This is a genomic window from Sphingomonas sp. R86521 (assembly GCF_042466235.1).
GTDB lineage: Bacteria > Pseudomonadota > Alphaproteobacteria > Sphingomonadales > Sphingomonadaceae > Sphingomonas.
Genome location: NZ_JAXHBY010000001.1, coordinates 586,032 through 605,908 on the forward strand (window position 1 = coordinate 586,032; position 19,877 = coordinate 605,908).

Sequence of the window (19,877 nt, forward strand, 5' to 3'; positions counted from 1 at the left end):
ACCCTGGGTCCTGACTTTCGGCAGGATGACGGAAGACACGAAAAAGGGCGGCCCCGTGAGGGACCGCCCTTTTTTCGTTCGTACCGCTGAACTCAGTTCGCGGAGGCGCGTGCGTCCTGGCCGTCGCCTTCGGGGGCGGCGACGATGTCGCGCGTGGTCGAGCCCTTGTCGACCACGGTCGTGCCGGGATCACCGACGCTGGAGCGGATACCGGGATCGTCCGAATCGGCGCCGGCGGCATCGACCGTCGATCGCTCGCTGGCGCTGCGCGGTGCCGCGCCGCCAAACAGCGCGTCGAGGGTCTGGGCGTTGGCGGTGGTGTCCTGTGGACGCGCGGCGCCGGGCTGTGGCGGGACCAGGCTGAAGTCGGGCGGGATCACCAGCGGTGCCTGGCGTGCGACGGCGAACTCGTCCGGGCGTGCGCGATCGAGGCTGCGACCCGCACCGCAACCGGACAGCAGGGCGATGCTCGCGAGGCCGGCGGCCAGGGGCACAAACTTACGCATGGGAATTCTCCACAGGGGGCTTCTCGCGCACGAGGAGCGCCCGAACAAGCAGGACGAGCACGCCGACCGTAATCGCTGCGTCGGCGACATTGAAGACCAAAAACGGACGCCAGTCGCCGATATGCAGGTCGCAGAAGTCGACGACATAGCCCAGCCGCGCGCGATCGAGGATATTGCCGAGCGCCCCGCCCAGCACGAAACCGAGTGCGACCTGGTCCGCGCGGTTCTTTTCCCGCGTCATCCAGATCGCGACGCCGACCGATATCGCCCCGGTCAAGGCGATCAGCGCCCAGCGGGTGACATGGCCGTCGGCGGGCAGCAGCCCCAGCGAGATGCCGATGTTCGGCACGAAGCGCAGGTCGAAGAACGAGGTGATCGTCCGCGAGTCGCCGAGCGAGTCGATTCCCATCGTGCGCGTGACTGCGAACTTGCTGAGCTGGTCCGCAACGAACAGCAGCGCGGCCGTGGCGATCCCGGCGCGGGGCACATTACGCATCGGCGACCACGCTTTCGCAGCGGGCGCACAGGCTACCGTCCTCGGTGACTTCGGGCAGATGGCGCCAGCAGCGGCCGCATTTCAGGTATTCGGTGCGGGTCACGAACAGCTCGCCTTCGGTGACCTTTGCGACGATGAACGCCTCGGTCAGGCCGGCGGCGTCGAGCGGCATCGTCGGGACGCTGACTTCCGCTTCCAGGCTCGATCGCACCGTCTTCTCGCGGCGCAGCGGCTCGATCGCCTCGGTCACGCGCTCGCGCAGCGCGCGGATCTCATGCCATTTGGCGCCCTCGACCTCGACGTGCGGTAACAGCGGCCATTCGAGGTAGTGGACCGAGCTGTCGTCGCTCGGGAATCGCGACTGCCAGACTTCTTCCGCGGTGAAGCAGAGCACCGGGGCGGCGTAGCGCACCAGCGCGTGGAACAGCACGTCGAGCACCGTGCGGTACGAGCGGCGCTTGATGTCGCCCGGCGCGTCGCAATAGAGCGAATCCTTGCGGATATCGAAGAAGAACGCGGACAGGTCCTCGTTCGCGAAGTCGGTCAGCAGGCGCGTGTAGCGATTGAACTCATACGCTTCAGCCGCCTGGCGCAGTTCGGTGTCGATCATGCCGAGGCGGTGGAGCACGTAGCGCTCCAGTTCGGGCATGTGGGACACCGCGACGCGCTCCGATTCCTCGAAGCCTTCGAGCGCGCCGAGCATGTAGCGGAAGGTGTTGCGCAGCTTCCGGTATGCGTCGGAGGCGGTGGCGAGCACCTCCTTGCCGATCTTCACGTCGTCGAAATAGTCGGTCGAAGCGACCCACATGCGCAGAATGTCCGCGCCGGATTCGCCGATGATTTTCAATGGATCGACGACGTTGCCGAGCGATTTCGACATCTTCCGGCCCTGGCCGTCGAGCGCGAAGCCGTGCGTCAGGACCGCGTCGTACGGTGCGCGACCGCGGGTGCCGCAGCTTTCGAGCAGCGACGACTGGAACCAGCCGCGATGCTGGTCCGAGCCTTCGAGATACAGGTTCGCGCGCGTGCCCTCACCGTAGCGCGCTTCGACGGTGAAGACGTGGGTGCAGCCGGAGTCGAACCAGACGTCGAGGATGTCCTTCACGACCTCATAGTCGGCGAGGTCGTAGTCGGGGCCGAGCAACGCCTGATGGCCGTCGGAATACCACGCGTCCGCGCCGTTCTCGCGAAAGGCTGCAACGATGCGCGCGTTGACCGCGGGGTCGTTGAGGTACTGGCCGGTGGCGCGGTTCACGAACAACGCGATCGGCACGCCCCAGGCACGCTGGCGTGAGATGACCCAGTCGGGGCGGCCCTGCACCATCGACGTGATCCGGTTTTCCGCGCGCGCGGGGATCCAGGTGGTCGCGGCGATCGCGTCGAGGGCGATCTCGCGCAGGGTGGCGCCGTTGCCAGCTTCTGCTCCCCCTCCCGCAAGCGGGAGGGGGCTGGGGGGTGGGCTCGCGCCATCCCCGTCAGCACCGGTCGAGAGCGCGTGCCCACCCCCGGCCCCTCCCGCTTGCGGGAGGGGGAAGAAGACGAGTCCATCGGGATGAACCATTGCGGGGTGGCGCGGAAGATCACCTTGGCCTTCGAGCGCCACGAATGCGGGTAGCTGTGCTTGAAGTCGTCGCTTGCCGCCAGCAGCGCGCCGACCTCGCGCAGGTCCGAGCAGATCGGGCCGTCGGCGCCCACGAACTTCTTGTTGATGACGCTACCCTGGCCCCCGAGCCACGCCCAGTCCGCGCGGTACATCCCCGCGCCGTCGACCGCGAAGACCGGGTCGATGCCGTATTGCTTGCAGAGTTCGAAATCGTCTTCGCCGTGGTCTGGCGCCATGTGGACGAGCCCGGTGCCGGCGTCGGTCGTGACGAACGCGCCGGGGAGGAACGGCCGCGGCTTCGCGAAGAACCCGCCGAGTGCGTGCATCGGGTGGCGGGCGGTTGCGTCGGCGAGGTCGGAGCCCTTGTAGCTACGCTGTATTGCGTACTGAATCGATACAGGGGTTCCAGCTATGCGCTCGGGTAAGCTGGACTGAAAATCAGTTTTTAGTCGGATGATAAACTGTTCAACGAGGTTTGCTGCCACGATGAGGGGCTTGTCGTTCAGAGGGTGCTCTGTTGGAACGAATGCATCGCCTGCGGACTGAGACGGATTATGGAAGCCCATCCTTAAATTGAGAAACACATACTCAATCTCAGGCCCATAGCTCAGCGCCTGGTTCACCGGGATCGTCCACGGCGTGGTCGTCCAGATCACCGCATGCGCGCCGACCAGTTCGGGCGCGTTCGGCGCCTCGACGATTTCGAACGCGACGTCGATCTGCGTGGAGACGATGTCCTCATACTCGACCTCGGCCTCGGCGAGCGCGGTCTTCTCGACCGGCGACCACATCACCGGCTTGGCGCCGCGGTACAGCTGGCCGCTCTCGGCGAACTTCAGCAGCTCGCCGACGATCGTCGCTTCGGCGTCGTACTTCATCGTCAGGTACGGATCGGCCCAGTCGCCCATCACGCCGAGCCGCTCGAACTCGGCCTTCTGCACCGCCACCCATTTCTCGGCATAGGCGCGGCATTCGGCGCGGAACTGCGCGACGGGGACGTCGTCCTTGTTGAGCTTCTTCGCGCGATACGCTTCCTCGACCTTCCACTCGATCGGCAGGCCGTGGCAGTCCCAGCCGGGGACATAGGGCGCGTCCTTGCCCATCAGCGACTGCGAGCGGACGATGATGTCCTTCAGGACCTTGTTCATCGCGTGGCCCATGTGGATGTCGCCGTTCGCGTAGGGCGGGCCGTCATGCAGGATGAACCGCTCGCGCCCAAGCCTCTGTTCGCGCAACCGGTCGTAGATCCCGAGCTTGGCCCAGCGCTCGAGGATCGCCGGTTCCTTCGCGGCGAGACCCGCCTTCATCGGGAAGTCGGTCTTCGGCAGGAAGACGGTGTCGCGGTAATCGCGGGCGGGGGCGGGCGTGGGAGCGTCGGTCATGAGAGCGGGGCTTTACCCGCGCTGTCGGTCTTACACAAATAGGGAAGAAGGGGGTTCACGCGGAGGCGGAGGTCAGCGTGCTGTCTTCCCCAACGATCTCGTCATCCCAGCGCAGGCTGGGATCTCATGCGGCAGGCGCGCGGCCCGTGGAGGGAGACCCCAGCCTTCGCTGGGGTGACGGGGTTTGGGGCGTGCGCCTACCGCAGTATCTCTCTCGCGCGCGCGCAGTCGGCGTCCATCTGTGTGGTCAGCGCGTCGAGGCTGTCGAACTTGGCCTCCGGGCGGAGATATTCGATCAGGGCGACCTCGATCGTCTGCGCGTACAGGTCTTCTGAGAAGTCGAAGAAGAACGGCTCCAGCAGCTCCTTGGGCGGGTCGAAGCTGGGGCGGATGCCGAGGTTCGCGGCGCCTTTGAGGACGCGTCCGTCCTGCAGCCGTCCGGTCGCCGCATAGATGCCGTAGGCGGGGCGCAGATATTTGCCCATGTCGAGGTTCGCGGTCGGATAGCCGATCGTGCGGCCGAGCTTGTCGCCGTGCTGGACCACACCCTCGATCGCGAACGGGCGCGTCAGCAGGCGCGTGGCGGTCGCCATGTCGCCGGCGCGGAGCGCGTCGCGGATGCGGGTGGAGGAGACGATCTCGCCGTCGAGCGCGACCGCGCCGACGGTTTCCGCGCGAAAGCCGTGCGCGGGGCCGCGAGCGGCGAGGGTGTGAACGGTACCGGCCTTGCCCTTGCCGAAAGTGAAGTCCTCGCCGGTGACGACGCCGGCGATCTTCAGCGCGCGTTCGAGCCGATCGGCGATGAACTGCTCGGCAGTCAGTGCGGCGAGGTCGCCATCGAAATGGAACACGATCATCGCGTCCGCGCCGGCCTGTGCGAACAGCCGCTCGCGCTGGTCGAGCGTGGTCAGGCGGAACGGTGCGGTGTCGGGGCGGAAATGGCGGACCGGGTGCGGGTCGAAGGTCGCGACCAGCGCCGGACGCCCCTCGGCCCTCGCCCACGCGACGGCGCGCGCGACCACCGCCTGGTGGCCGAGATGGAATCCGTCGAAATTGCCGAGCGCGACGATCCCGTTGCTGAGATGCGGGGGAATCGAAGCGCCCCCGTCGAGCCGCTGCATGCGCGGGTCAGTAACCAGCCGCTGCCAAAGGCGATAGTCCTTCTGTATCCTTAGCGAGTGAGGGTCACGAAACTGTACGCCGGGCGATCGCCGTCGGCGGGGTGGTCTTCGCGAGCTGTCTCCTGCCAGCCGTCAAACGCGGGCACGGTGGCGTCGCCTTCGGGTTCGGCGTGGACCGCGGTCAGTTCGATGCGGTCAGCGTGCGGCAGGAACAGCGCGAAGATTTCCGCGCCGCCGATCACCGCGACGTCGTCGCCGGCCATCGCTAGCGCTTCGTCGACCGAATGGGCGATTTCCGCACCGGCGGCGCTCCAAGTGCCACGCGTGAGGACGATGTGGCGGCGGCCGGGTAGGGGGCTGGGGAAGCTCTCGAAGGTCTTGCGGCCCATGATCATCGGCTTGCCCATGGTCTGGGTCTTGAAGCGCTTGAGGTCGGCAGGGAGGCGCCAGGGGAGCTGGCCGTCGCGGCCGATCACGCCGTTGGCGGCGCGGGCTAGGTGGAAGGTGATCATGCTTCGGTCATGCCGTAGCGAATGCACCAAGACCACCCCGTTCTCCTGCGCACGCAGGAGCCCAGGGTTACGGGGGGTAACGCTTGATACCCTGGGCTCCTGCGTGCGCAGGAGAACATGCCTTACCTCGGTGCGTGTTCCTTAACGTAGGCTTCGGGGTCCTTGTCGACGACCTTCACGCCGTTCAGGTGGTTCGCCTCGAACGCAGCAAACCGTACGCCCAGTTCGTGGCGTTCCTCCAGCGTGGCGTGCTTGCGGAAATCGGTCAGGCCCTGGCGTTCCTCCTCTGCGAGGTGGTCGCTGTTCGCCTTGTTGCATTCGCCGACCGCCTCGAACCACGCGTCCGAGCCGACCGGATGCTTGTCGACCGCCTCGCCCGTGTCGCGGATGTCGTTGTGATCCTCGATCGCGTCCTCGGTTTCCTCGGCGGCCGAGTCGGCATCGTTGCCGCCGGTGCCGATCTGCATCAGTCGCGGGTAGAAGAAGCGCTCTTCGGCCTCCGCATGCGCGTCGAGCAGGTTTTTCAGGCGCGTCCACAGCGCGGAGAGCGCTTCGGTGTCCTTCGCGTCGATCGAATCGATCTGGGCGAAGAGGGTCCGCTGCTGGGCGTGTTCGTCGAGGATGAGCTGTGTGATGTCCATGCGGGTCCGAACCGCGCAGCGTGCGCGCGGTTCCTATTGCGATTCGATCGCTTCAGACTGCGACCGGTGCCTTGATGTGCGGTTGCGCGACGTAATCGTGCAGCACGAAATCCTCGTAGTCATAGGCGTCGATCGACGGCGCCTTGCGGACGATTTCCAGCTGCGGCAGCGGGCCGGGGGTGCGGGCGAGCTGCGTGCGCGCCTGCTCCAGATGGTTTGAATAGAGGTGGCAGTCGCCGCCGGTCCAGATGAACTCGCCGACCTCGAGCCCGCACTGCTGCGCCAGCAGGTGCGTCAGCAGCGCGTAGCTCGCGATGTTGAACGGCACGCCCAGGAAGACGTCGGCGCTGCGCTGGTAGAGTTGCAGCGACAGCTTGCCGTTCGCGACGTGCGTCTGGAACAGGCAGTGGCACGGCGCCAGCGCCATCGCGTGGAGGTCGCCGGGGTTCCAGGCGCTGACGATCTGGCGGCGGCTGGCGGGGTTGGTCCTGATCTGGTCGATCAGCTCGGCGATCTGGTCGATATGGCGGCCGTCCGCGGCGACCCAGTCGCGCCATTGCTTGCCGTAGACCGGGCCGAGGTCGCCGGTCTCGTCCGCCCATTCGTCCCAGATCGCGACGTTCCGCTCCTGCAGCCAGCGAACGTTGGTGTCGCCGCGCAGGAACCAGAGCAGCTCGACGATGATCGAGCGGAGGTGGAGCTTCTTGGTGGTCAGCACCGGAAAGCCCTGGCCGAGGTCGAAGCGCATCTGCGCGCCGAACACGCTCAGGGTGCCGGTGCCGGTACGGTCCATCGTCTCGACGCCGGTCGAGACGATACGGTCCATGAGATCGAGATATTGACGCATGCCGGATGCCTAGTCCAAGCCGTGCCTGCCGCCAAGATGGAGTTGGCTCGTCGTGCATGGTCGGCAGCCGCAGTGCAGGCCGGTTCGTGCCGAACCTGCCGCCTGTCAACGACTTCGCGACCGCCCTCGCGCTGTTTCACGCGCTCGGTCAGGCGCGGCGCGAAGTGGTGGGGGTGGCGTATCTTGATCCGGATCGGAGGATTCTCGGCCTGCGCCACATCGTCGGCACGCGCGACCGGGTCGATGTTTCGGTGCGCGGGATCGTGGCCGATGCGCTGGCGTTCGACGCCGCGGCGGTGGTGATGGCGCACAATCATCCCAGCGGCGATGCGCGGCCGAGCGAGCGCGACCTGGCGTTCACGCGGGCGCTGGCGCGGGGACTGGCAGGGATCGAGGTCGAACTGCTCGACCATCTCGTGATGGCGGGAGAGGCGACGACGAGCATTCGCGACCTTACGTCATCCTGACGGCGCCTATTTTTGCGGCGCCGGACTATTCAGCCTGCAGGGAACGATCCCGGTCGGTTCGGGGCGGCGGCCGGTGGCACGGAAGGTCGCCATGTAGCCGCCCGCGGACGGCATGTCGTCCATCGCCACCTGGGTATAGCCGACCGCGGCCAGTTCGCATTTCAGCAGCGGCGGCGGCGTACCGTGGTCGCGCGTGGGACGGTCGGCATCGACGATCACGACCAGTCCGTCGGGCTTCAGTGACGGCCGCAGGCGCCACAGGAACTCATAGGGCTGCGCGATCTCGTGATACATGTGCACCATCAGCACGCGGTCGAAGCTGGTCGGCGGCAGTTTCGGATCGTTCGGTTCGCCCAGCCGCACGCTGACATTGTCGAGCCGTTCGCGCGCCACGCGCTCGGCGAGCTGGTCACGGACGTGCGCTACGATGTCCTCGGCGAGCACGCGGCCGTCCGGCCCGACCCGCGCGGCCAGGCGGATGGTATAATAGCCTTCGCCCGCGCCGATATCCGCAACGGTCATGCCGGTACGGATATGCGACTTGTCCATCACCTCGCCGGCTTCGTTAAGCCGGTCGCGCGCTTCCTCGTTCGACCAGCGTGCCGACACGATCGACGCGACCGGGCGGTCGGCGGCAGGGAACGGCCCCGGACCCTTCGGCTCGCGCTTGATCAGCGGCTTGCTGCCGTCGCAGGCCACGAGCGAGAGTATCAATGCGAGTCCGACGGCTATCCTCAATCGACGTCCTCCACCTCGACGGCCTCGCCGGTCACGCGCTGCGACAGGGCCGCGGCCATGAAAAGCTCGAGATCGCCGTCGAGCACGTCGGACGGGCTGGTCGAAACGACGCCGGTGCGCAGATCCTTGACCATCTGGTACGGCTGCAGGACGTACGACCGGATCTGGTGACCCCAGCCGATGTCGGTCTTGCCCGCGTTCTCGGCATTGGCTGCCGTTTCCCGAATGGCCAGCTCGCGTTCGTACAGGCGTGCGCGAAGCTGGTTGTACGCTTCGGCCTTGTTCTTGTGCTGCGAGCGCTGGTTCTGGCACTGCACGACGATGCCGGTCGGGATATGCGTGATGCGCACCGCCGAATCGGTCGTGTTGATGTGCTGCCCGCCCGCACCGGACGCGCGGTAGGTGTCGATGCGCAGGTCGCTCTCGTTATACTCGACGTTGATGTCGTCATCGACGACCGGATAGACCCAGACGCTGGCGAACGACGTATGGCGGCGTGCGGCGCTGTCGTACGGGCTGATGCGGACCAGGCGGTGGACGCCGCTTTCGGTCTTGGCATAGCCGTACGCGTTCTCGCCCTTGAGCAGCAGCGTGGCGGACTTGATCCCGGCCTGTTCGCCCGAATGCTGGTCGACCAGTTCGACTTTGAGCCCATGGCGCTCGCCCCAGCGCGAGTACATCCGGCTGAGCATGCCCGCCCAGTCCTGGCTCTCGGTTCCGCCGGCGCCGGCGTTCACCTCGATATAGGTGTCGTTGGCGTCGGCTTCGCCCGCGAGCAGCGCCTTGATCTTGTCGCGGTCGGCGCGCGCAGCGAGTTCTGCGAGCGCGGCGACGCCGTCGGCTTCCATCGCTGTATCGCCCTCGGCCTCGGCCATCTCAATCAGCTCGGAGGTGTCGCTGAGTTCGCTCTCAATCGCGCGGGTCGCCGAGATCGCCTCGTCCAAACGACGACGCTCGCGCATCACCTCCTGCGCGGCCTTCGGATCCGACCAGAGCGCCTGGTCCTCGACGCGCGCGTTCAGCTCGTCGAGGCGACGCAGCGCGCGGTCCCAGTCGAGGAAGCGGCGCAGCAGCGCCAGCGCGTCGTTGATGGTGTCGACATGAGCCTGCGCTTCGGCGCGCATGGGTATTCTCCAATGGTCGGGAACGGCACGAACGGCCAATCCCGCTATATAGGACACGGCCTAGTAGATGCCGCCCTGCCTTTGCAAGAAATCGCTGTCGCGCGGCGCTTCGGCACGCGGCGCGACGGGCTTGGCGACGACCGGCGCGATCGGCCCGCCCGAGCGGCGCGCGGCGCGGCGCGGTTCGCTCTCGGGCTTGAACGCTTCCCAGATCACCGCGGGCTTGGGATCGCTGGTATTGGGCCAGGTGCCATAGACCGGACGGCCGCTGGCACGATCGATGCGGACCATACGAATCCCCGGCGGGGCGCGGAACGGCAGCTTCTCGAGCCCCTCGTACGCCTTGATCGCGAACTGCTTGAAGATCGGTGCGGCCAGCGTGCCGCCCTGTGCGGCGCCGCCGAGGTTCCGCGGCGTGTCGAAGCCGATGTACAGCCCGCCGACATATTGCGGGGTGCCGCCGACGAACCACACGTCGGTGGGGCCGTTGTTGGTGCCGGTCTTACCGAACATCGGCCGGTCGAGATCGCGCAGCGTCACCGCGGTGCCGCGCTGGACCACGCCCTCGGTGATATGGACCATCTGGAACGCAGTCTGCGCGTCCAGCACCTGGCGCTGGCGTGGCACCGGCCGCGGCATCGGCTTGCCGTCCCAGTCGGGCGCGTTGCAGCGATCGCAGGGGCGCCAGTTCTCGGGCCAGATCACCTTGCCGCGGCGGTTCTGGACGAAGTCGATCAGCGACGGCGCGCCGCCCTTGCCGTTGTTGGCGAGGATCGAATAGGCGTTGACCATCCGGCCCACCGTGGTCTCGCCGGCGCCCAGCGCGAACGACAAATACGGTGCGTAGTCGCCGACGCCCATCTTCTTGATCGTCGCCACGACCTTCGGCATGCCGGTCTGCGCGGCGGCGCGCACCGTCATCAGGTTGCGCGACTGTTCGATGCCCCAGCGCATCGTGTGTGGCCCGCTCCCACGCGAATTGCCGAAGTTGCGGAAGCATTTGTTGCCCAACCGGGCGCCCTGATAGACGCAGAACGGGCCGTCGACGATGATCGACGCTGGGGTCATGCCGTTGTCGAGCGCCGCGGAATAGACGATCGGCTTGATCGTCGACCCCGGCTGCCGCATCGCCTGCGTCGCGCGATTGAACGCCTGGATACGGTCGTCGAAGCCGCCCTGCATCGCCAGCACGCGGCCGCTCGACGGTTCCTCGACGACGAACCCGCCCGAGATCTTCGGGATCGCGCGCAGGCCGAAGCCGCCGCCTTCCGGAGCGACCGCGACGATGTCGCCGACCTTCAGCGCTGTGAACGCATTGCCGCCCTGGCCACGAACCGGCATCTGCGCGCCCGATCGCGGCAGCGTGCCGGTATCGCCATCCGCGAACCCTAGCTCGGCCGATCCGCTCGACTTCGCGGTGACGATCGCCGCCACCCAGTCGTTGTAATCGAGCGCGATGTTGGTGTTGAGCAGCGACTGCAGCCAGTTGGCCTGGCCGTCGTCGTCGGTGGTCAGGTCGATATGGCGGATCGGCCCGGCCCAGCCGCGACCGCGGTCGAACCGGATCAGGCCGTCGCGCAACGCCTTCTGCGCCAGGTCCTGCAGCCGGGTGTCTAGCGAGGTCCGCACCCACAGCCCGCCGGAATAGACGCTGTACGGACCGTCCTTCGCGTTCTCGCCGAACTTGGCGAGCAACTGGCGGCGTACTTCCTCGACGAAATAGCCGCCGACGCTCTCGAATTTCGGGGTGCGACGCAGCACCGCGACGATCGGTTCGGCACGCGCCTGATCGTGCTGGGCGCGGGTGATGAAGCCGTTGTCGAGCATCCGGGCGAGCACATAGTTGCGGCGGATCGTCGCCCGTTCGCGCGACCGCACCGGATCGTAGTTGGACGGCCCCTTGGGCAGGATCGCCAGATAGGCCATCTGCGCGAGGTCGAGCTGGTCGAGCTCCTTGTCGAAATAGGCGTGGCTCGCCGCCTCCACGCCGAACGCGTTGCGGCCGAGCGCGATCTGGTTGAGGTAGAGTTCCAGGATCTGCTGCTTGGTCAGCGTGTCCTCGATCTTGTACGCCAGCACCGCCTCGCGCAGCTTGCGCGTCGGCGAATAGGCGTTGCCGATCAGCAGGTTCTTGGCGACCTGCTGGGTGATCGTGGAGCCACCCTTGGCGCGGCGGCCGGTGCCCATCTTCGATGCATAGTCGATCACCGCGCCGGCGAGGCCAGTGTAGTCGACGCCGTGATGCTCGAAGAACGACTTGTCTTCGGCGGCCAGGAACGCGCGGATCAGCATCGGCGGATATTCGGCGTAGCTGAGTTCGACGCGGCGCTCGCGGGCATAGCTGTGGATCGGGACGCCATCGATGCCGCGGACGTTGGTCGGCAGCGGCGGCTCATAGGTGCGCAAGGCGTCGACCGAGGGCAGGTCGCGGACGACGAGCAGCCAGAACGCAAAGATCGCGACGATTCCGAGGACGATCAGCGCCAGCGCGGCCTTGACGAGTTTCCGCGACCAGACGCGCGCGAGCCAGCCGCGGGCAGCCGCGATCGGGCGGCGGATCTGGACGGTCGAGCTGGGGGGAGGTTCGGATGCCATAAACTGGGCCGAGCGTTTAGCAGGTTCGCGGACGCTTGCCAGCGGGGTTCGGTCTGTCGCGGTAGAAGGGCGTCGCTGTCTTTTTCGGCATCCCGACGTACATCTCCTTCGTCATCCCGGGCTTGTCCCGGGATCCAGGGTAACGGGGGGCGGTGCTGCTTGGCTCTGGATCCCGGGACGAGCCCGGGATGACGAAGGGTTCGGGGCGGTGTTCGCTGGGTTCCCGCTTGCGCGAGGGAACGGTTACTGGAGTACTGTCTCTCCGCCGCGATCCATGGCAGCAGGCGCGGATGACGCCTGCGTTGCCGATCCTTGCCGTTCTGCCCGAGCTGCTCGCCGCCTTGCGCGAACGGTCGTCCGCGGTGCTGGTCGCGCCGCCGGGCGCCGGCAAGACCACCGCGGTCGCTCCGGCGCTGCTTGGGGAACCCTGGTGCGGGGGCGAGATCCTGCTGCTTTCCCCCCGACGTCTGGCGGCACGCGCCGCCGCCGAACGGATGGCCGCGACCGCGGGGGAGTCCGTTGGTGGGACGTTCGGCTACGCGACCCGGATGGACAGCAAGCGCTCCGCCGCGACGCGCGTCACCGTGATCACCGAGGGTATCTTCGTCGCGCGGATCCAGGCTGATCCCGAACTCGCTGGCGTGTCGGCGGTGCTGTTCGACGAGGTGCACGAGCGCAGTCTCGACGGCGATTTCGGGCTCGCGCTCGCGCTAGACGTGCAGGCGGGGTTCCGCCCCGACCTGCGCATCGTCGCGATGTCGGCGACGCTGGACGGTGCGCGCTTCTCGGCGTTGATGGACGACGCTGTAGTGATCGAAAGTGAGGGGCGAAGCTATTCGCTCGAGTTGCGTCACATCGGGCGGAACGCCGAGCTGCGGATCGAGGATTCGGTCGCGAGTGCGGTTCGGCTGGCGCTGTCCGAAAGCGAGGGCGGGGTGCTCGCCTTCCTGCCCGGCGTCGCCGAGATCGAGCGTACCGCCGAACGACTGGCGAATCTGCCCGACGACATCGTGGTCCATGAACTCCACGGCAGCCTCGACCCCGCCGCGCAGCGCGCCGCGATCCTGCCGCAGCGCGACGGGCGGCGGAAGGTCGTGCTCGCGACCAGTATCGCCGAGACCAGCCTGACGCTGGACGGTATCCGCATCGTCGTCGATTCGGGGCTGGCGAGGCGTCCGCGCTACGATCGCGCGGCAGGGATGACGCGGCTGGTGACCGAACGCGCGAGCCAGGCGGCGGTGATACAGCGCGCCGGTCGCGCGGCGCGGCAGGGGCCGGGGGTGGCGTATCGGCTGTGGGAGGCCGCGGCGACCGCGGGATTGCCGCGCTACGATCCGCCCGAGATACTGGAGGCGGACCTGTCGGCGCTGGTGCTGGCTTGCGCCTTGTGGGGCGTGACGCCCGACGGGCTGCGCTGGATCGACGCGCCGCCTGCGGCTGCGACCGACGAGGCGCAGGCGCGGCTGATGACGCTGGAGGCGATCGACGCCGATGGGCGCCCGACCGCGCATGGGCGCGCGATCGCGAAGCTGCTGATGCCGCCGCGACTGGCGCATATGCTGATCCGTGCGGGCGAGCGGGGGCTGGGGCAGGTCGCGGCGGAGGTTGCGGTGTTGCTGGGGGAGCGTGGGATCGGGGGGCCGGATGTCGATCTGGAAGCGCGGTTGCGGCGATGGAAGGGCGAGCGCGGGCCGAAGGCGCAGGCGGCTCGGGGGATGGCTGAACGGTGGGCGCGTCTTGCCCCCCTCCCGCTTGCGGGAGGGGCTGGGGGAGGGCGTGTCGGGGATATTGCCGCGCGTTCTGGACCGACAGCCCCTCCCCCGACCCCTCCCGCAATCGGGAGGGGAGTAGAAGTCGCGCTTGCCCTTGGCTTTCCGGATCGGATCGCGCGGCGGCGGGATGCTTCGGGGGAGACCTGGGCTTCGGTTGGGGGGCGGGGGTTTCGGCTTGATCCGACATTGCCGCTCGCGCGCTCGGAATGGCTGGCGGTGGCCGATACGCAAGGCTCGGCGGCGGGCGCGCGCATCCTGTCCGCGGCGGCGATCGACGCCGCCACCGTCGAAGCGTTGTTCGCCGACCGTATCGAGACGCGGCGCACTGCGACCTTCGACCCAACGACGGGCGGCGTGCAGCCGACCCGCGAACGCCGGCTCGGCGCGATCCGGTTGTCGAGCGGGCCGGACAGCGGCGCCGATCCCGAGGCGATCGCCGCGGCGCTACTAGATGGCGTGCGGACCCATGGGCTCGCATTGCTGGCGTGGAGCGAGGGCGCGCAGGCACTCCGTGACCGTGCCGCGTTCGCGGGGGTTCCGCTCGATGATGCGACGCTGCTCGATCGTGCCGACGAATGGCTCGCGCCGTTGCTGGCGGGCAAGCGCAGGCTCGACCAGATCGGGTCGCTTACCGAATCGCTGCGAAATCTCATCGGCTGGGATGCGATGCGGACGATCGACCGGCTCGCGCCCGCCGATTTCACCAGCCCCGCGGGCAGCACCCACGCGATCGACTATGCCGCGGAGGGTGGCCCGCGCGTCGACCTGCGCGTGCAGGCGTTGTTCGGGCTCGCGGTGCATCCGGTGATCGGCGAGGTCCGCGTGCCGCTGGTACTCAGCCTGACCTCGCCCGCGGGCCGGCCGATCCAGACGACGCGCGACCTGCCCGGATTCTGGGCCGGCAGCTGGAGCGCGGTGGCGAAGGAAATGCGCGGGCGCTACCCCAAGCACCCCTGGCCCGACGATCCCGCCTCGGCGTCGGCGACGCTGCGCACGAAAAAGGCGGATGCAAGGGCCGCCGGTTCGCGGTAGGGAAGCGTCATGCCTACCGCCCGTATCTTCCAGCGCCCCAAGAACGCCATGCAGTCCGGCAAGTACCGGACCGAATCCTGGCAATTGGAATTCGAGCCGTCCGAGCCCAAGCGGCCCGACCCGCTGACCGGCTGGGCCGGCAGCGGCGACACCCGCGATCAGGTGCGGCTGTTCTTCCCGACGCTGGAGGCTGCCGTCGCGCATTGCGAGCGCGAGGGCTGGGACCACAATATCGTCCCCGCGCCGCAAAAGACGCTGAAGTTGCAGAGCTACGCGGATAATTTCCGCTAAGGGCAGCTACCCCGCAAACGCCTGGCGGGAGCCTTAGTGCGCGACGAGAGTTACACCTGCGCAACGACCCCGACGGGGCGTATCTCTCCCTGCAAGGCTCGACCCCATGACTATTGCGCGGCCCCGCGTCGAAAACGGCGGGCTTATCCTTTTCCTCGCCTTCATCACCGTCGGCCTCGCGCTGGTGGTATCCAGCTTCGCCGGTGCGCTGCTGTGGGCGGTGCTGGCGGCATTGCTGTTCCAGCCGCTGTTCCAGCGCATTCTGGCGCGGTGGCCGGAGCGTCGCAACACCGCAGCCGCGTTGACCATCCTGATCATCACCGTCGCGGTCGTCATTCCGGCGCTGATCGTGACCAGCCTGGTCGTCGAGCAGGCGGCCGGCGTCTACAACCAGATGCGCAGCGGCCAGATCAACTTCGCGTCCTATTTCGAACAGGTCCACGACGCGTTGCCACTGCGCTTGCAGCGGCTGATCGACAAGGCCGGGTTCGGCAGCTTCGAACGCGCACAGGCCGAACTCTCGCAGGCGGTCGGCAACAGCGCGAGCATGCTGGCCAGCCGCGCGCTGTCGATCGGCGCGAACGCCGCCGCCTTTCTGCTCGCCTTTGGCGTCGGGCTGTACGTGACCTTCTTCCTGCTCCGCGACGGTGCGCGGATCGGTCCTGCGATCGTGCGCGCGCTGCCACTTGAGCCGACGGTGTCGCGGCGTCTCGCGGACAAGTTCGTCGCCGTGGTGCGGGCGACGATCAAGGGGTCCGGCGTCGTCGCCTTGGTCCAGGGTGCACTCGGTGCGGTGACGTTCTGGGTGGTCGGGCTGCCGGCGGCGTTGCTGTGGGGCATGTTGATGGCGGTCGCGGCGCTGCTGCCGGCGATCGGTCCGGCGATCATCTGGGGTCCGGTCGCGATCTACCTGCTCGCAACCGGTGCGATCTGGCAGGCCGTGGTCGTCATCGTGTCGGGCGTGCTGGTGATCGGCCTGGCCGACAATATTCTGCGGCCGATCCTGGTCGGTCGCGATACCGGTATTCCGGACTGGCTGGTGCTGGTCACCACGCTGGGCGGGATCGATCTGGTCGGGCTGAGCGGTATCGTCGTCGGGCCGCTGGCGGGGGCACTGTTCATCACGGGCTGGCAGATCCTGACCGAGCAGCGGCTGGGCCGCGCTGCCGATGGCGATGATCCGGCACGGACCGGCGATTGATCGCCGTCGCGCCCGGGCCGGGATCGTGCTAGGATAGCGCTGTGTCCACCGCCATTCCCCATAGCTACGCCATCGGCATCGAGCCGGACGACATCGACTTCATGGGTCACGTCAACAACGCCAATTATCTGAAGTGGGTACAGGCCGCCGTGGTCGACCATTGGCAGCGCCTGGCGCCCCCCGATGCGGTCGCGGGGCACCTGTGGGTCGCGCTGAAGCACGAGATCACCTACCGCAAGCCGGCGTTCCTGAACGACGACGTCATCGCGACCGTCCTGCTCGAAAAGGTGCAAGGCGCGCGCGCGTTCTACGAGACGATTATCAAGCGCGGCGAGGACGTGCTGGCCGAGGTCAAGTCGAGCTGGTGCTGCCTCGATGCCGAGACGCTGCGGCCGTCGCGGCTGGCGAACAGCGTCATCGAGCACTTCTTTCCCAAGGACGCGGAATAGAATAGGCACCCCTCGCCATGTGCGCTGCTCCGCAAAGGTAGGGCGCGGAATACCAAGGAGAGTCCATGTCCTCGACGATCGAAGAGCTCGCCCGGCGCCGTGAAGCGGCCCGCGTCGGCGGCGGCGAGAAGCGCATCGCGGCGCAGCATGCCAAGGGCAAGCTGACCGCCCGCGAACGCCTCGACGTGCTGCTCGATGAGAATTCGTTCGAGGAACTCGACATGTTCGTCGAGCATAACTGCGTCGATTTCGGCATGGCGGACCAGGTCTATCCGGGCGACGGCGTCGTCACCGGATCGGGCACGATCAACGGCCGGCTGGTGTTCGTGTTCAGCCAGGATTTCACCGTGTTCGGCGGATCCCTGAGCGAGCGCCATGCGCAGAAAATCTGTAAGGTCATGGACATGGCGATGAAGGTCGGCGCGCCGGTGATCGGAATCAACGATTCGGGCGGCGCGCGCATCCAGGAGGGCGTGGCGTCGCTCGGCGGCTATGCCGACGTGTTCCAGCGCAACGTGCTGGCGTCGGGCGTGGTGCCGCAGCTGTCGCTGATCATGGGGCCGTGCGCAGGCGGCGCGGTGTACAGCCCGGCGATGACCGACTTCATCTTCATGGTGAAGGATTCGAGCTACATGTTCGTGACCGGCCCCGACGTGGTCAAGACCGTGACCAACGAGGTCGTGACGCAAGAGGCGCTCGGCGGCGCGGTGACGCACACGACCAAGACGTCGGTCGCCGACAACGCGTTCGAGAACGACATCGAGGCGCTGCTGGCGGCGCGCGACTTCTTCGACTTCCTGCCCGCCTCGAACCGGGAGGGGGTGCCCGAACGCCCGACCGCAGACGAATGGGACCGGATCGAGGACAGCCTCGACACGCTGATCCCGGCATTGGCCAACCAGCCCTATGACATGCACGAGTTGATCCGGAAGGTCGTCGACGAAGGCGATTTCTTCGAGACGCAGCCGGCACATGCGGCCAACATCATCACCGGTTTCGGCCGAATCGAAGGGCGCACGGTCGGCTTCGTCGCGAACCAGCCGATGGTGCTGGCGGGTGTGCTCGACATCAACAGCTCGAAGAAGGCGGCGCGGTTCGTGCGGTTCTGCGACGCGTTCGACATCCCGATCGTAACCTTCGTCGACGTCCCCGGCTTCCTGCCTGGCATCGCCCAAGAGCATAACGGCATCATCAAGCACGGTGCGAAGCTGCTGTTCGCGTACGGCGAGGCGACCGTGCCAAAAATCACCGTGATCACGCGGAAAGCGTATGGCGGCGCGTACGACGTGATGGCGTCGAAGCATTTGCGCGGCGATTTGAACTATGCCTGGCCGACCGCGGAGATCGCGGTGATGGGTGCCAAGGGCGCGGTCGAGATCATCTTCCGCGGCAAGACCCCGGACGAGATCGCCGCGCGCACCGCCGAATACGAGGCGCGCTTCGCCAACCCGTTCGTGGCGGCGAGCAAGGGTTTTATCGACGAGGTGATCCAGCCGCACTCTACCCGGCGCCGCATCGCGCTCGGCCTGCGGAAACTGCGCGGCAAGGTCCTTGAGAATCCGTGGAAGAAGCATGACAACATTCCGCTTTGACCTACGACCCGCCCGCCAGCTTGTTGCAGGATGATAAGCACATTATAATGTCATGCGAAGGAGTCGCGACATGCAGAGCGAACGCGTGACGTTTTTGACTACGCCCGACCACAAGGCCGCGCTCGACGCCTATGCAGCGAATTGTGGCATGTCGGTTGGCCGTGTCGTGCGCGAGGCGACCACACGGTACATTGCCTCGCCGGCATCGCATGATGAGGACGCGGCATTGGCGATGCTAACGCCGCAGATCGAAGCTGCTGTCGACGACATGAAGGCATCCATTCGGTCGATGCGCGAAAATATAGCGCGTAGCTGTGCTGCCGTTGATGCCGTGCTGGCCGGCGAAAACCCGTGAGCGCCGGCGAAAAGGCATTTGGTGTTTTCAAGACCATCTTGACGCTGAAGGATCAACTCGACGACCTCGATCGAGACCTCGCGCAACTCGGCGGGCGACTCAGTGGTCTCGCCGGGGCGCACGGTGACCTACGCGATCGGGTGTCTCGCCTCGAGGGTATGATCGAAGGCGCGGCGATGGCGTCCGGGCGGCAGCAACGGAGGATCGAAGAATGATCGTACCCCTGCTTTTCCAGGCGGCCGTTGCAGCCGCAACACCTGCCCCGGCACCGGCGGCCCAGGCATGGAAACTTGCCGAACGCACCAATGCCGCCGGCGTGCGCAGCGTTTCGGCGTCGGTCATCGGGCGCGACGGTCTGTCGCGATTGCTGGTCAAGTGCGACGTCGGATCCGAACCGATCGTCTCGGTACAGTTCATCCAGCCGACTGCGCTCGGCGAGTCGGCCGCCAAGGCCGTTGCAATGCGGTTCGATGGCGGGCCGGCCTTCAATTATCTGTGGCAGTTTCCGGGGACCGCGACCTACATCGCCGATCCGGAGGCGGTCACGAAACTGACGAGCTTCCTGGTCAAGGCGAAGCAGGTCGGCGTCGAGACCACCAACGCGTCGAACTTCGCGGTTGAAGCGACCTTCGCCGCGCCAGGCAACGATGCGATGATCCGGCAGGTGCTGGGCGTGTGCGGCTATACGCTGGGCGTCGTACCCACGCCGCCGCCGGCCAAGGACCCGAAATGACGATCGGACGCTTGAATCATGTCGGGGTAGCGACGCCGTCGATCGCGAAGTCGGTCGAGACGTATCGGCTGCTGCTCGGCGCGACCGCGATCGGCGAGCCGTTCGATCTGCCCGCGCAGGGGGTGAAGGTGTGCTTCATCGATACGCCGAACACGCAGATCGAGCTGATCGAGCCGTATGACGAGACGTCGCCGATCGCCGGGTTTCTGCGCAAGAACCCCGCCGGTGGGCAGCATCATGTCTGCTTCGAGGTGCCTGACATCGATGCGGCGGTCGCCGATCTGACCGCCAAGGGCGCCACCGTTCTTGGCAGCCCGCGGATCGGCGCGCATGGCACGCCGATCGTGTTCGTCCATCCGAAGGATTTCGGCGGGATGCTGGTCGAGCTCATGGAAACCCCGAAGGACGCGCATTGAGCTA

The 19,877-nt window shown here is 67.1% G+C and carries 19 protein-coding genes and 1 pseudogene; 10 read left to right on the forward strand and 10 right to left on the reverse strand.

Going from position 1 to position 19,877, the window contains the following annotated elements; genetic code table 11:
• Positions 1–92: 92 nt before the first annotated feature.
• The 7 genes and pseudogenes from SJY20_RS02855 to SJY20_RS02885 all read right to left on the reverse strand — a co-directional run bounded on the left by SJY20_RS02855 (position 93) and on the right by SJY20_RS02885 (position 7,108).
• The gene (locus SJY20_RS02855; protein WP_380785094.1) at positions 93–506 is read right to left on the reverse strand and encodes a DUF3035 domain-containing protein; all 414 of its coding nucleotides are present in this window, start codon (positions 504–506) and stop codon (positions 93–95) included.
• On the reverse strand, positions 499–1,002 hold the full coding sequence (lspA, locus tag SJY20_RS02860; RefSeq protein ID WP_380785095.1) for a signal peptidase II: 504 nt from the start codon (positions 1,000–1,002) through the stop codon (positions 499–501). Before lspA ends, SJY20_RS02855 begins: the two co-directional genes overlap by 8 nt.
• Positions 995–3,987: pseudogene (ileS, locus tag SJY20_RS02865) on the reverse strand (isoleucine--tRNA ligase). The gene lspA and the pseudogene ileS overlap by 8 nt, the downstream one beginning before the upstream one ends.
• 197 nt (positions 3,988–4,184) lie before the next feature.
• Positions 4,185–5,108, reverse strand: coding sequence for a bifunctional riboflavin kinase/FAD synthetase (locus SJY20_RS02870; RefSeq protein ID WP_380785096.1), 924 nt, complete (start codon positions 5,106–5,108; stop codon positions 4,185–4,187).
• Positions 5,109–5,158: 50 nt separating this feature from the next.
• Complete coding sequence (locus SJY20_RS02875; RefSeq protein WP_380785097.1) at positions 5,159–5,620, reverse strand: dihydrofolate reductase; 462 nt, start codon at positions 5,618–5,620, stop codon at positions 5,159–5,161.
• A gap of 122 nt (positions 5,621–5,742) precedes the next feature.
• Positions 5,743–6,261, reverse strand: a complete 519-nt coding sequence (locus tag SJY20_RS02880; RefSeq protein WP_380785098.1) for a hemerythrin domain-containing protein — start codon at positions 6,259–6,261, stop codon at positions 5,743–5,745.
• Between the two features lie 52 nt (positions 6,262–6,313).
• The gene (locus SJY20_RS02885; protein WP_380785099.1) at positions 6,314–7,108 is read right to left on the reverse strand and encodes a thymidylate synthase; all 795 of its coding nucleotides are present in this window, start codon (positions 7,106–7,108) and stop codon (positions 6,314–6,316) included.
• Between the two features lie 56 nt (positions 7,109–7,164).
• Between SJY20_RS02885 and SJY20_RS02890 the strand changes: the two genes are divergently transcribed.
• Positions 7,165–7,575, forward strand: coding sequence for a JAB domain-containing protein (locus tag SJY20_RS02890; RefSeq protein WP_380785100.1), 411 nt, complete (start codon positions 7,165–7,167; stop codon positions 7,573–7,575).
• A gap of 6 nt (positions 7,576–7,581) precedes the next feature.
• Here the strand turns inward: SJY20_RS02890 and SJY20_RS02895 are convergent, their stop codons facing one another.
• From SJY20_RS02895 to SJY20_RS02905, 3 genes are read right to left on the reverse strand one after another with little or no spacing between them, the layout of a single operon-like run.
• Complete coding sequence (locus SJY20_RS02895) at positions 7,582–8,289, reverse strand: class I SAM-dependent methyltransferase (protein ID WP_380785101.1); 708 nt, start codon at positions 8,287–8,289, stop codon at positions 7,582–7,584.
• Between the two features lie 20 nt (positions 8,290–8,309).
• A complete protein-coding gene (gene prfB, locus SJY20_RS02900; RefSeq protein WP_380785102.1) occupies positions 8,310–9,437 on the reverse strand; it encodes a peptide chain release factor 2 in 1,128 nt (375 codons plus the stop codon).
• Positions 9,438–9,497: 60 nt separating this feature from the next.
• Complete coding sequence (locus tag SJY20_RS02905; protein WP_380785103.1) at positions 9,498–12,032, reverse strand: penicillin-binding protein 1A; 2,535 nt, start codon at positions 12,030–12,032, stop codon at positions 9,498–9,500.
• A 290-nt stretch (positions 12,033–12,322) separates the two neighbouring features.
• On the opposite strand from SJY20_RS02905, the gene hrpB reads away from it, so the two are divergent.
• From hrpB to mce, 9 genes are all read left to right on the forward strand, one after another.
• Positions 12,323–14,836 carry an ATP-dependent helicase HrpB gene (gene hrpB, locus SJY20_RS02910; protein ID WP_380785104.1) on the forward strand — a complete coding sequence of 838 codons (2,514 nt, stop codon included), beginning with the start codon at positions 12,323–12,325 and terminating at the stop codon, positions 14,834–14,836.
• Positions 14,837–14,845: 9 nt separating this feature from the next.
• On the forward strand, positions 14,846–15,127 hold the full coding sequence (locus SJY20_RS02915; protein WP_380785105.1) for an ETC complex I subunit: 282 nt from the start codon (positions 14,846–14,848) through the stop codon (positions 15,125–15,127).
• Positions 15,128–15,233: 106 nt separating this feature from the next.
• Positions 15,234–16,328 carry an AI-2E family transporter gene (locus SJY20_RS02920; RefSeq protein ID WP_380785106.1) on the forward strand — a complete coding sequence of 365 codons (1,095 nt, stop codon included), beginning with the start codon at positions 15,234–15,236 and terminating at the stop codon, positions 16,326–16,328.
• Positions 16,329–16,369: 41 nt separating this feature from the next.
• Positions 16,370–16,777 (forward strand): acyl-CoA thioesterase, encoded by a 408-nt coding sequence (locus SJY20_RS02925; RefSeq protein WP_380785107.1) that lies wholly within the window; start codon positions 16,370–16,372, stop codon positions 16,775–16,777.
• Between the two features lie 65 nt (positions 16,778–16,842).
• On the forward strand, positions 16,843–18,369 hold the full coding sequence (locus SJY20_RS02930) for an acyl-CoA carboxylase subunit beta (RefSeq protein ID WP_380785108.1): 1,527 nt from the start codon (positions 16,843–16,845) through the stop codon (positions 18,367–18,369).
• A gap of 70 nt (positions 18,370–18,439) precedes the next feature.
• Entirely contained in the window at positions 18,440–18,724 is a 285-nt protein-coding gene (locus tag SJY20_RS02935; RefSeq protein ID WP_380785109.1) for a hypothetical protein, read from the forward strand.
• A complete protein-coding gene (locus SJY20_RS02940) occupies positions 18,721–18,939 on the forward strand; it encodes a hypothetical protein (RefSeq protein WP_380785110.1) in 219 nt (72 codons plus the stop codon). The genes SJY20_RS02935 and SJY20_RS02940 overlap by 4 nt, the downstream gene beginning before the upstream one ends.
• A complete protein-coding gene (locus SJY20_RS02945) occupies positions 18,936–19,457 on the forward strand; it encodes a hypothetical protein (protein WP_380785111.1) in 522 nt (173 codons plus the stop codon). The genes SJY20_RS02940 and SJY20_RS02945 overlap by 4 nt, the downstream gene beginning before the upstream one ends.
• The gene (gene mce, locus SJY20_RS02950; RefSeq protein ID WP_380785112.1) at positions 19,454–19,873 is read left to right on the forward strand and encodes a methylmalonyl-CoA epimerase; all 420 of its coding nucleotides are present in this window, start codon (positions 19,454–19,456) and stop codon (positions 19,871–19,873) included. The genes SJY20_RS02945 and mce overlap by 4 nt, the downstream gene beginning before the upstream one ends.
• Positions 19,874–19,877 lie beyond the last annotated feature (4 nt).